General features: G+C 67.7%; 9 protein-coding genes. 5 read left to right on the top strand and 4 right to left on the bottom strand.

All coding sequences use genetic code 11. The features are described from left to right. Positions 1–12 precede the first annotated feature (12 nt). The 4 genes from AC1D2F_RS03840 (at position 13) to AC1D2F_RS03825 (ending at position 6650) form a co-directional block, all read left to right on the top strand. The gene (locus AC1D2F_RS03840; RefSeq protein ID WP_476966208.1) at positions 13–1767 is read left to right on the top strand and encodes a multicopper oxidase family protein; all 1755 of its coding nucleotides are present in this window, start codon (positions 13–15) and stop codon (positions 1765–1767) included. A gap of 136 nt (positions 1768–1903) precedes the next feature. Then, a complete protein-coding gene (gene argS, locus AC1D2F_RS03835; RefSeq protein WP_476966207.1) occupies positions 1904–3742 on the top strand; it encodes an arginine--tRNA ligase in 1839 nt (612 codons plus the stop codon). Further along, the gene (gene menD / locus AC1D2F_RS03830) at positions 3739–5472 is read left to right on the top strand and encodes a 2-succinyl-5-enolpyruvyl-6-hydroxy-3-cyclohexene-1-carboxylic-acid synthase (protein ID WP_476966206.1); all 1734 of its coding nucleotides are present in this window, start codon (positions 3739–3741) and stop codon (positions 5470–5472) included. Before argS ends, menD begins: the two co-directional genes overlap by 4 nt. Before the next feature lie 218 nt (positions 5473–5690). Then, the gene (locus AC1D2F_RS03825; protein ID WP_476966205.1) at positions 5691–6650 is read left to right on the top strand and encodes a hypothetical protein; all 960 of its coding nucleotides are present in this window, start codon (positions 5691–5693) and stop codon (positions 6648–6650) included. A gap of 97 nt (positions 6651–6747) precedes the next feature. On the opposite strand, the gene AC1D2F_RS03820 is transcribed toward AC1D2F_RS03825, so the two are convergent. From AC1D2F_RS03820 to AC1D2F_RS03805, 4 genes are all read right to left on the bottom strand, one after another. Continuing rightward, positions 6748–7524 (bottom strand): amino acid ABC transporter ATP-binding protein, encoded by a 777-nt coding sequence (locus tag AC1D2F_RS03820; protein WP_229995330.1) that lies wholly within the window; start codon positions 7522–7524, stop codon positions 6748–6750. Further along, the gene (locus tag AC1D2F_RS03815) at positions 7521–8492 is read right to left on the bottom strand and encodes an amino acid ABC transporter permease (protein ID WP_476966204.1); all 972 of its coding nucleotides are present in this window, start codon (positions 8490–8492) and stop codon (positions 7521–7523) included. The genes AC1D2F_RS03820 and AC1D2F_RS03815 overlap by 4 nt, the downstream gene beginning before the upstream one ends. 35 nt (positions 8493–8527) lie before the next feature. Next, a complete protein-coding gene (locus AC1D2F_RS03810) occupies positions 8528–9481 on the bottom strand; it encodes an ABC transporter substrate-binding protein (protein ID WP_229995332.1) in 954 nt (317 codons plus the stop codon). Between the two features lie 278 nt (positions 9482–9759). Then, positions 9760–11160, bottom strand: a complete 1401-nt coding sequence (locus tag AC1D2F_RS03805; RefSeq protein ID WP_476966203.1) for an isochorismate synthase — start codon at positions 11158–11160, stop codon at positions 9760–9762. Positions 11161–11313: 153 nt separating this feature from the next. On the opposite strand from AC1D2F_RS03805, the gene AC1D2F_RS03800 reads away from it, so the two are divergent. Continuing rightward, positions 11314–12108: a demethylmenaquinone methyltransferase gene (locus AC1D2F_RS03800; RefSeq protein ID WP_229995334.1), complete on the top strand. Its 795-nt coding sequence runs from the start codon at positions 11314–11316 to the stop codon at positions 12106–12108. The last annotated feature ends 2 nt before the right edge of the window (positions 12109–12110 follow it).

Genomic DNA, 12110 nt, shown 5'->3' with positions numbered 1-12110 from the left:
AGCGTTTCTGACATGGAGATCACAAGAAGAACCCTGTTTGAGGCCGGCGCTGCGGCGGGCGCAGGTCTGCTACTGGCGCCGGTCATCACATCGGCAGCCTCTGCGGCCGTTCCGCCGGGGGTCACGCCTTTCACCGAGCAACTCCCGACGCTGGCGAACCTGGGCGTGATCGATGCTACCGGCGGTGGCAGCGCAACCATCGAGATGGTCAATGCAACTCATCAGTTCCACAGTGCGATGGCCGCGACACCGACGTTTGCCTACCGGGGCGGTACCGTCTCGCAGAACTACCTTGGCCCCGTCATCGTGGCGAAGCAGGGTGTTCCGTTCGACCTGACAGTGGTCAATAGTCTCGGCGCTCACCCGCTGGCTTCCGCCATCGACTACGACCTGGCTGGCGTCGTCGTCGCCGACGCCACCGGCCCACGGGCCTCCGTGCACCTGCATGGTGGGAACACCAGCCCGGGCAACGACGGCGACCCAACCGACACCTTCGCCACTGGCGCATCGAAGACCTACCATTACGGGAACACGCAGGAGGCCGCCGGCCTCTGGTATCACGACCATGCCCTGGGCATCACCAGGCTAAACGTGTTCGCGGGACTTGCCAGCGGCTATCTTGTTCGCAACGGCGATGACCCCGGCGACGGCACCACCGGTCTGCCACCTGCGCCGTTCGAGGAGCCGCTGGTAATCCAGGATCGTATGTTCAACGCCGACGGCACCTTCCTCTACCCGCCAAACGTCAATCCCGGGACAGCCGGCCGGCCGTGGGCGCCCGAATTCTTTGGCGACGTAGCTACGGTCAACGGCAAGGCTTGGCCAAACCTTAACGTCGCCCGGGGCAAGTACCGGTTCCGCGTCTACAACGGGTCGAATGCCCGTTTCTACAATCTCAATCTCAAGTCCGCAGGCCGGGCCAGCACGTTCTTCCAGATCGGCTCGGATGGTGGCCTGCTCAACGCGCCCGTTAGCCTAAAAACGCTATTGCTCGGCCCCGGTGAACGGGCCGACATCGTGATCGACTTCGCCGGGCTGAAGCCGGGCGCCACGGTCGTTCTCACCAACGACGCCCGCGCGCCGTTCCCGGGAGGGCCGCGCGCACCTAAGCGAGGCGGGTTGCCCCTTTCTCAGATCATGCAGTTCTCCGTGACAAGTGCACCCGGGTGGACAGCACCGCTGCCCCCAACTCTGCGCGCCGTGCCCATCGCACCTTTGGCCACCGCGGCCCGGCCGGTTGCAGCCATCCGGACCATGACGCTGGTCGAAAACCTCAACAGTTTGGGTTCTCCACTCATGGTGGTGCTGAACAACAGGACCTTTGAGGCCCCGGGTGCAACCACAACGGTCGGCACAAACACCCTCGAACAGTGGGATCTGGTCAACACCACCGTCGACGCTCACCCGATCCACCTGCACTTCACCCAGTTCCAGGTGCTCAATAGGCAGAAATTCGACTCTGCGGGCTACCTGGCCGCCAATTACGGGCCCCAACCGGTGGCTGTCGACTCCGGTTCGTTTCCGCCACCACCAGTTGCCGCGTTCCTGAGAGGCGGACCGACGGCGCCCCCCGCCAACGAACGGGGGTGGAAGGACACCGTCATCGCCATGCCGGGGGAGGTCACCCGAATCGTTGTACCCTTCGGCGCGAACGCTGGCGGCTCCGTAACCGCTTTCCAGACCTCGTTCACCGGGCCTTACGTATGGCACTGCCACATCCTGGAGCACGAGGATAACGACATGATGCAGCGCTACGTCATCGCCTAGGCACCCCGCCTGTCCGTAGTCCACACACAGCAACGCGGGGTCAGATCCGGGATATCTGACCCCGCGTTGCTTCTGGGGCGGGGCGTCGGGGGAGGGGCGGAACTGATAATTTGGGACTGTGAATAATCCGGCCGAATTGGTTGTCCCCAGAGTCCAGGCTGCAATTGCCACCGCGTTTGGCGAAGAGTTCCGGCACACGGACCCGGTGGTCAGGCCCTCCCAGTTCGCCGACATCCAGGTCAACGCCGCCATGGCCCTGGCCAAGAAAGCCGGCCTGCCGCCGCGCGACGCCGCCGCGAAGATCGTGGAAGCCCTGAACCTGGACGGCATCTGCACCAGCGTGGAAATCTCCGGGCCCGGCTTCATCAACCTGAGCTTCGACGGCACGTGGATCGAGGAACTGCTCAATGCAGAGTCGGTCCAAGCCGCGTCCAAGGCCACCGCGGTCACGCCGGCCGCGACGCCCCAGCGCGTCGTCGTCGACTATTCCTCCCCGAACGTCGCCAAGGAAATGCACGTCGGCCACCTGCGCACAACCGTGGTGGGGGACAGCCTTGTCAAGGTGCTCGAAGCCCTAGGCGACACCGTGATCCGGCAGAACCACATCGGCGACTGGGGCACCCCGTTCGGCATGCTGATCGAACACTGGCTGGAGATCGGCGAGGACTCCCCGGAGGCAGAGCTGCTGGTGGATGACCCCAGCGCGTTCTACCAGGCCGCGCGGGCCAAGTTCGACGCCTCCGCCACCGACGAGGACGGCTTCGCCACCCGGGCCCGGCTCCGCGTCGTTGCCCTGCAGGGCGGCGACGCCGAGACCTTCGCCGTCTGGCAGCGGCTGGTCGCCCAGTCCAAGCGTTACTTCAACGCCATCTACTCCACCCTGGGCATCAGCCTCACCGATGACCACATCGCCGGTGAAAGCTCCTACGACGCGCATCTAGCACAGCTGTGCCAGGAACTCGAGGAACGCGGCCTCGCCCGGATCAGCGACGGCGCCCTGTGCACCTTCCCCGCAGGCTTTACCGGCCGCGACGGGCAGCCGCTGCCGCTGATCATCCGCAAGTCCGACGGCGGCTACGGCTACGGCACCACGGACCTCGCCACCATCCGCTACCGGGTCCGCGACCTGGAAGCCAACCGGATCCTCTACGTCGTCGGCGCCCCGCAGAACGTCCACCTGCGCATGGTCATGGCCACGGCCCGCGACGCCGGCTGGCTGCCGGACGCAGTCCAGGCCGTGCATGTGCAGATCGGCAACGTGCTCGGCGAAGACGGGAAGATCCTCAAGTCCCGCTCCGGTGCCCCGGTGAAGCTTATGGCCCTGCTCGAGGAGGCCGTGGACCGCGCCCGCGCCGTCATTGACGCCAGCCGGCCCGAGCTCAGCGAGGAGGAGCGCGCCGTGACCGCCCGCCAGGTGGGCATCGGCGCCGTCAAGTACGCCGACCTCTCCACCGGCCACGACACCGAGTACGTCTTCGACTTCGACCGCATGCTCGCCCTCAGCGGCAACACCGGACCCTACGTGCAGTACGCCGCCGCCAGGATCCGCTCCATCCTGCGCAAAGCCGGGGTGCTGGAGCAGTTCACCGGCGGCCCCGCCACCGGCACACCAGCCGGCACCCAGGCAACTGGCCTCGCGGCAGCGGGCACCCAGGCAACTGGCCTCGCGGCAGCCGGGGAGGGCGGGCCCGCCACGGCGATCGCCGTCGTCGAACCCGCAGAACGCGCGCTGGCCCTGCACCTGCTGGAGTTCGACGCGACGCTGAACAAGGTACGGGACGCGCTCGAGCCGCACCGGCTCTGCGGCTACCTCTTTGAGCTCGCGCAGCTGTTCACGACCTTCTACGACCAGTGCCCGGTGCTCAAGGCCGAGGAATCCGTCCGGGACTCGCGGCTGGCCCTGTGCGCGCTGGTGCTGCGCCGCCTCTCCGGCGGCCTGGAGCTGCTGGGCATCGAAACGCCGGAGAACATGTGAGTCCGGGGGATGCCGCTGCCGCCTCGTCCACCCCCGGCGGACTGACGGCGGTGGAGGCGGCGCGCATCGCCGTCGACACGTTGCTCGCCGCCGGTGTGCGCCAGGTGGTGGTGTCCCCGGGGTCGCGCTCGGCGCCCATGGCCTACGCCCTGGCCGAGGCCGAGGCCGCCGGACGCGTGGAGCTGCTGGTCCGGATCGACGAGCGCTCGGCCGGCTTCACTGCCCTCGGCGTCGCCCTGTCCGCCGGTGCCCCCGCCGCCGTCCTCACCACGTCCGGGACCGCCGTCGGCAACCTCCTGCCGGCCGTCATGGAGGCCAACCACGCCGCGGTGCCGCTCGTGGTCATCTCCGCCGACCGGCCCGAGGAACTGCGGGGGACCGGTGCCAACCAGACCACCGTGCAGCTGGACCTTTTTGGCGAGCACGTCCGCTTCGCCGTCGACGTGCCCGCGGGCAGCGATCCGCAGCGCGCCGTGGACACGGCCCTCAGCGCCGCCACCGGAGCCTTCGAGGACGCCCCTCCCGGGCCGGTGCAGGTGAACTTTGCCTTCCGCGACCCGCTGGTCCCGGCCGCGGACGACCGACTGCCCGCGGCGGCCGGACGCGGCATGTACCGGGCCGCGCGGAACCCCCTGGCACTGGACTTTCCGGCCGCGTCAACGGCCCTGCCGGAGCGGCGCACCGTGGTGCTGGCCGGGCACGACGCCGGTCCGGTCGCCGAGGCCTTTGCCCGCGCCCACGGCCTGCCGCTGCTGGCCGAGCCGTCCTCCAACGCCCGCTTCGGCCCGAATGCCGTGGGGCCCTACCGGCTGCTGATCGAGCACTTCGGCCCGGACTCGGCACAGCCGATCGAACGTGTGGTGCTCTTCGGCCGGCCAACGCTCTCCCGGCCGGTGAGCGCGCTGCTGGAGCGGGCCGACGTCCCCTCTGCCCTGTACCAGCCGGTTCCGGTGGCCTGGTACGAACCGGGCCGCCGCACCGAACTGCCACTGGAAACCCTGGCGGACCTGGCGGAGTTCGCCGGACGCGGGGCTGCCGCGTGGCTCGATGCCTGGCTGCTGGCTGGAGCCGCCGCCCAGCACACCGTGGACCTGATCCTGGCCGCGTCCCCCGCAGCGACCGGCCCGTCGGCGGGCGCAGAAGTCTGGAAACACGCCCGCGGGCAGCTGGTACTGGGCTCCTCGAACGGGATCCGCGACGTCGACCTCGCCGGGGCGCCCCCCGCGGAACCGCAGGCCACCATGTTCGCCAACCGCGGTCTGGCCGGGATCGACGGCACCACGTCCACCGCCACCGGGATCGCGCTGGGCGGGGGCCAGGAAACCACCGTGCTCATGGGGGACGTGACGTTCCTGCACGACGCCGGGGGACTCCTGCTCGGCGCCGGGGAAGCCGAACCGCAGCTGCGGATCGTGGTGCTCAACGATGCCGGCGGTGCCATTTTCGGGCTCCTGGAGCACGGCGCAGTTGCCGCGGCGGGGCGCTACGGCACCGCCGTCGAACGCCTCTTCGCCACCCCGCACCGGGTGGACCTCGCCGCGCTGGCCGCGGCCTACGGCGTCGCGCACCGCCTGGTCGGCACGACGGCGGAACTCGCCGAGGCGCTGTCCGGGCCGCTGGAGGGCCGCAGCATCATCGAAGTACGCACGGACCGGCACCGGCTCGGGGAACTGCACCGCGCCATCCGGGCCGCGGTGGCCACCGCCGTGGAAGGCCTCCCGCAGACCTGACGGCAGTGCGCCGGGCACGACGACGCGCTCCGTGCCCGGCGCTGCGCAAAATACCGGCCGACACCCGAATACCCGCCACGTCAGGTAATGTGCGCGTCGCGGAAGCGAATGCGCGTCGCCGGTCGAAATGCGCGTCGCCGGACGGAATGTGCGCCGGGTTGTCCACACTCGGGCAACCGGTCATGGCGCCGCCGATCCCAGGCTGGGATCTTCGTTCCATGAACGAGTTACCGAGACTGATCCTGGCCCGCGAGCACGTCCAGCAGGGGCTCACGCCGAAAGAGCTCGCCAAACGCTGCCGATCGAGCGCGCTCGTCCGCGTGCGGCATGGCGTCTACGTCGACGGGGAGGTGTGGCGGGCGCTGCAGCCTTGGGAACAATACCGGCTCCGGGTTAGCGCTGCCGCGGAGACGTTCACGGCCCCGACAGTTTTTGCCTGGCACTCCGCCGCGTCCGTGTGGGGAGTTCCAACCATTGGCCAGCGTCATCCGGTCCATGCGCTGACGCTTCAGAACGGTGGCGGACGCTCGCGTGCGGGAGTGCGGCGGCACTACGCAGGCCCGGACGGTCTCAAGGTGTTCCGGCGCGAAGGCCTCCTGGTCACGGGGAGGGTCCGTACGGTGCTGGATCTGGCTGCGTTCACGCCGTTTGCTCAAGCAATCGTTCCCTTGGACCATGTGCTCAGGCCGGACGCAGCGCAGGGGTTGCCCGCGCTCTCGAAGGAAATACTGCTGGCGGGTGTCGACGGCAATTACACCGCTGCGGCCGCGCGGCGGATCAGGACTGCCGTGGAGTTCGCGGATCCGCGGTCAGGGTCCCCGGGGGAGTCTTACAGCCGCGGGCTCATGTGCGTCGCCGGATTCCAGCCGCCGGAACTTCAGCACGAGGTCCGGGACGGCGCCGGTCTCGCGGGCTACACCGACTACTACTGGGACACTGCCCGGCTGGTGGGCGAGTTCGACGGCGTCGAGAAATATCTGAAGCCCGAATACCTTCGGGGCAGGACCGCATCGCAGGCCGTCGTGGACGAGAAAGAGCGCGAAAACCGGATCCGGGCCACGGGGCTCCGGGTACTGCGGTGGGTCTGGGCGGATCTCATGGAGCCGGGCCGGCTGGGACAGAAGCTCGCCGCGTTTGGTGTACCCCGCCGTCGAGCCCGTTCCGCAGCGTGGCCATGACACGCAACCCTACCCACGACGCGCAAATGCCCTGGCGCTACCGGAATAACGGTAGCGACAGGGCATTTGCGCATCGACAGGTAACTTCCGCGTCGGGCTACAGCACCCGGCTCAGGAACTCCTTGGTGCGGGGGTGCTGCGGGTTGGCCAGGACCTCCCGCGGGTCGCCCGACTCCACCACGATGCCGCCGTCCATGAAGGTCAGGCGGTCACCGACCTCCCGGGCGAAGCCGATCTCGTGGGTCACCACGATCATGGTCATGCCGGACTTGGCGAGGTCCTTCATCACGTTCAGGACATCGCCCACGAGCTCCGGGTCGAGCGCGGACGTGGGCTCATCGAACAGCATGAGTTCAGGGTCCATGGCCAGGGCCCGGGCAATCGCAACGCGCTGCTGCTGGCCGCCGGAGAGCTGGGACGGGTAGTGGCCGGCGCGGTCACCGAGCCCCACTCGGTCCAGCAGCTCGAGGGCCCGCTTCCGCGCCACGGTCTTTGACTGGCCCTTGACCTGGATCGGGGCCTCCATGATGTTCTGCATCGCCGTTTTGTGCGGGAACAGGTTGAAGCGCTGGAACACCATGCCGATTTCGCGGCGCTGGGCGGCGATTTCCTTGGTCTTCAGGTCATGGAGCCTGCCCTTGACCTCGCGGTAGCCGATCAGGTCGCCGCCCACCGAAATGCGCCCGGCACTGATGGTTTCCAGCAGGTTCACGCAGCGGAGCATGGTGGACTTGCCCGAACCGGACGGGCCGATCACAACCGACACCTCGCCCTGGTTGACGGTCAGGTCGATGCCGCGCAGCACGTGGTGCGTGCCGTAGTACTTGTGAAGGCCCTCGATCTTGACCAGCGGCTGCTCTGTGGTGATCGTCATTTCGCCTCCTCCTCGGGGAAGTCCATTTTCAGGTCCGGCTCGGCCTCGGCGCTGGGCGCCACGGCGGCGGACGCCTTGGCAGCGGCGGGGTTGATTGCCGCCGGAACCCGGTTGTCCACGCCCTTGCCGTAGTGCGCCTCAATGAAGTGCTGGCCCACCATCAGGATGCTGGTGATGACGAGGTACCAGAATGCGGCGACAATCAGGAGCGGAATGGGAAGGTAAATCCGGTTGGCCAGGGCGTTCGTCGCGAAGGTCAGATCCAGCGTGAACGGCACCGCCAGGACCAGCGACGTGGTCTTCAGCATGCCGATGGTCTCGTTGCCGGTGGGCGGCACGATGACGCGCATGGCCTGCGGCAGGATGATCCGCCGCATGATCTTGCCCTTGGTCATGCCGAGTGCCTCGGCAGCCTCACTCTGACCCTGGTCCACGGATTTCAGGCCAGCCCGGAAGATCTCTGCCAGATACGCCGATTCGTTGAGACCCAGGCCAAGGATGGCAGGGATCAGGCCGTGCGTGGGGTCCGAGGTCACCCAGGTGAAGGTTGCAGGACCAAACGGGATTCCGAGGACGATCGTCGGATAGAGGACAGTGGCCAGTCCCCAGAAGAGCAACTGGGTGTACACCGGGGTGCCGCGGAAGAACCAGACCCACGTCCAGCTGGACCAGCGGAACACAGGGTTGTCAGACTGCCGCATGAAGGCCAGGAGGATGGCCAGGACGATCGCCAGGACCATGGAGGCAAACGTCAGGAACAGGGTCCACATCACGCCCTGGATCACCTTGGTGTCCAGGATGTAGGTGCCCACGACGTCCCAGCGGAAGTTGGGGTTCGTGAACAGGCTCTGCAGGAAGGCGAGAAGGAACCCGACGATGATGACGGCGCTGATCCAGCGGCCGGGGTGCCGCACCGGTACCGCATTGTTCAGTACCGGTGCTGCGTGACTGTCCTGATGGCTGTCCATCTCTGCCCCTGCTGTTGGTGGGGTTGTGGGGAGGCTCAAGATGCGGCCGCCGGGTTGACTTCGGACGTGGTGATGGCACCGTCAGCGGCGCCCCAGCCGTCGAGGATCTTCTTGTAGGAGCCGTTTTCCATCAGTTTGGTGACGGTCTTCTGGATGACGTCCGCCAGGGCCGTGTCGGACTTGGCGACGGCAATGCCCTGCGGTGCGGCGTCATAGACCTCGCCGAGCTTTTCGAGCTGGCCGCCGGTCTGGGTCAGCGCGTAGCCGACGATGGGGGAGTCGGCCGCCATCGCATCGATGCTGCCGTTGACCAGGCGGGTGGTGATATCCGTCTGGGTCTTGAGCGTCACGATGTTGATGGGCTGCTTGCCCTCGGCCAGGCACTTCTTGTTGCGGTCAGAGAGGTCCGGATCCTCCTGGATGGTGCCGGTCTGCACGCCGACGGACTTGCCGCACAGGTCATCGAGGGAGACGTTCTTCGGGTTGCCCTTCTGCACTGCCCAGCCGGTACCGGCCTTGTAGTAGCTGACCATGTTCACCGCGGCAAGCCGCTCCGGGTTGATCGTGAAGGAAGAGATCCCGAGATCGTACTTCGGGCCCAGGGCCGGAAGGATGCCGGTGAATTCGGCAGTCTGGACCTGGACCTTGAGGCCCAGCGCGGCGCCGATCGCCTTGGCGATGTCGACGTCGTAGCCCACGGCGGTCTGGCCGTCGGTACCGAGGAATTCTGCGGGCGCGTAGGTGGTGTCCGAGCCCACGGTCAGAGTGCCTTTGGCCTTGATCGCCTCAGGCACCATGGCCGCCAGGGCATCGTCCTTCTGGACCGTGCTGGGGTCAAAGCTGGCCGCGGCGCTGCCGGAAGGGGTGGCCGCGCCGCCGGTCCCGGTCTCGGAGGCGTTTGTGCAGGCCGTGAGGGCCAATGCGCTCACGGCGAGCACCGTGGCGGCCTTGAGTGCGGGGTTGCTCAGGAGCGAACGGGAGATCTGCATTTTCTTACCTTTTTTTGCAGGAGGGATGCGTATTCAAGTCGATTTAAAAAGTGTATCGCCGACAAAGAGATGTACGTCACAGAAAACTAAGTTTCACTATTGGATAACTAAACCAGACCCAAATGCAATATCTCCACCGCCCGATCTGTCTGTAATCCCGGATTCCTGCCGATTGGCCGGCGTCGTTGGCCTCCCCGTTTCGCCAACATCACCAGCGCCACGAGCATCACCAGCGCCACTAGCCTCACCAGCCTCGCCGGCCTCGCCGGCGCCGCCGGCTAGCTGCTGATGCCGAGCGATTCCAGCATAGGGCGGAACTTCGCCCACGTCTCGGCGAGCTCGGTCTCGGGGACGGAGCCGTCCACCACGCCGCAGCCCGCGTAGAGCCGGACCGTCTGCGGGGACTCGATGACGGCGCCCCGCAGCGCGATGCCCCACTCGCCGTTGCCGGCCGCGTCCAGCCAGCCCACCGGCCCGGCGTACGGGCCGCGGTCCAGGTGTTCGAGCTTGCGGATCAGCGCCCCGGCCACGGTAGTGGGAGTGCCGCAGACGGCGGCGGTCGGATGCAGTGCGTTGATCAGGGCCAAGCAGGTGGGGACGTGGCCTTCCACCTCGGCCAGTTCAGCCTTCACATCGGACGCCAGATGCCAGACGTTGGGCAGTTCCAGGATGAACGGCTCGCTGTGAGCGTTCATGGCCTCGGAAAACGGGGCAAGCTGCGTGGTCAGGGACTGGATCGCGATGTCGTGTTCGTGCCGCTGCTTCTCGGAGCCTGCCAGCACCCGTTCGGCGAATTCCATCGGGGACCCCGCCTTGCCGTCGGCATCTCGGCGGTCCAGCGTGCCGGCCAGGACGCGGGCCTGCGCGGTGCGGCCCTCCACCTGGATCAGCATCTCCGGCGTGGCCCCGACCAGCCCGTCCACCCCGTACGTCCAGCATTCGCGGTACCTGGCCGACAACTCGCGGAGCACCGCGGCGGCGTTGACGCCGGTGGGGACGGTGGCCACGACGTCGCGGGCCAGCACCAGCTTCTCCAACGCACCGGTCCGGATCTCCTCGACGCCCGCGGCAACGGCGGCCATCCAGTCTTCCTCGCTGAGCGAGCCGGTGTGCAGGGTTGCCCCTGCCGCCAACGGCAAAGGCCGTACGACGGCGCCGCCCGCCTGTGCTGCCCCCGGCAGCGGGTCGTCCACCTCGTCGCAGTCTGTATTGGCACCAGTGCTGCCATCGGTGCCGGTATTGGCGCTGGTGGTGCCAAGCCAGCGGTCCAAGGCGGCGCGGGCGCCCGCCTCGGTGAGTTCGCCGTCGTCAAGCGTGAGGTGGGTCAGCCAGGCCTGGCCGTCACGGAGCCCCACGACGATTTCGGGGACCAGCAGGCGGGACTCGTGGGCAGAAACTTTGGAGAAGGCGAAGGAGCCAAAGGCCACCGGGCCGGTGCCGGGGCAGTCCACGGCGTCTTCGATGTCCGCCTCCAGGACCAGATGGCGCCACCAGATGTCCGCCTCCAGGAACCGCTCGGGGCCGGTGGCGGTGAACCTGGCGATCTCGCCGAAGCCCACGAGCCCGGCCTCGCGGCGGGTCCAGCAGAGGACATCGTCCCGGACCAGAAACGACGGCAGACCCCCGGGGAAAGTTTCGGCATCGAGGGGGACTGTCAAGGTGCGGAACGTGCTCGTCATGATGGCATAACACTAGCCCGTGATCGCCCATACCGTGGATAAACAGGGTCCGGCAGGGCCTGAACGGGGCGGCGGCGGCCGTTCCCGCAGGTGAAAGCCGCGTTGATTCGCGCGCCGTTCGTGGGGGAGCCGATCATTTGAGACAATGGCTGGGTGAACCGAGCATCCTTGGATAAGCGTCCGGACGAAGTAGCCACGATGTTTGACGACGTCGCCCCCAAATACGACGTCGTCAACGATGTCCTGTCGATGGGGCAGACGCGGCGTTGGCGCAAGGTGGTGGTGGAGGCCGTGGGCGTATCGGCCGGCCAACGCGTCCTGGACCTCGCAGCCGGCACCGGCACGTCCAGCGAGCCGTACGCCGACGCCGGCATCAACGTCATCGCCTGTGATTTCTCCCTCGGCATGCTCAAGGTCGGCAAGCGCCGCCGCCCGGACATCGACTTCATCGCCGGGGATGCCACCCGCCTGCCGTTCGCGGACAACACCTTTGATGCCAGCACCATCTCCTTTGGCCTCCGCAACGTCAACGAGCCCAAGAAGGCCCTGGCCGAGATGCTGCGGGTCACCAAGCCCGGCGGCCGGCTGGTCATCGCGGAATTCTCCCAGCCCGTGGTGCCGCTCTGGCGCACCATGTACACCGAATACCTCATGCGGGCCCTGCCCGCCATCGCCGTCAAGGTCTCCTCCAACCCCGACGCCTACGTCTACCTCGCCGAATCCATCCGCGCGTGGCCGGACCAGGACCACCTCGCGGCCTGGCTGCAGGAGGCTGGCTGGGAATCCGTTACCTACCGCAACCTCAGCGGCGGCATCGTCGCCGTGCACCGGGCCCAGAAACCGCTGGCCGGCCCCACAAGCGATCCCGCCGCCGGCGCCGCCGCGCTGGCAGCCCACACCGGACCCGTGGCCAAGCTGCGCCGCAACATCACCCGGCCCGGGCGTTAGCC

Source organism: Arthrobacter sp. P1_B3, assembly GCF_056406615.1.
The sequence above is the reverse complement of the archived record's forward strand: the minus strand, read 5'-3'. Positions and strand labels throughout refer to the sequence as shown.

Bases quoted from the DNA above. Each gene is read 5' to 3' on its own strand.
- AC1D2F_RS03820 (WP_229995330.1), bottom strand. From the start codon at position 7,524: ATGACGATCACCACAGAGCAGCCGCTGGTCAAGATCGAGGGCCTTCAC.
- AC1D2F_RS03810 (WP_229995332.1), bottom strand. From the start codon at position 9,481: ATGCAGATCTCCCGTTCGCTCCTGAGCAACCCCGCACTCAAGGCCGCC.
- AC1D2F_RS03815 (WP_476966204.1), bottom strand. From the start codon at position 8,492: ATGGACAGCCATCAGGACAGTCACGCAGCACCGGTACTGAACAATGCG.
- AC1D2F_RS03840 (WP_476966208.1), top strand. From the start codon at position 13: ATGGAGATCACAAGAAGAACCCTGTTTGAGGCCGGCGCTGCGGCGGGC.
- AC1D2F_RS03825 (WP_476966205.1), top strand. From the start codon at position 5,691: ATGAACGAGTTACCGAGACTGATCCTGGCCCGCGAGCACGTCCAGCAG.
- AC1D2F_RS03805 (WP_476966203.1), bottom strand. From the start codon at position 11,160: ATGACGAGCACGTTCCGCACCTTGACAGTCCCCCTCGATGCCGAAACT.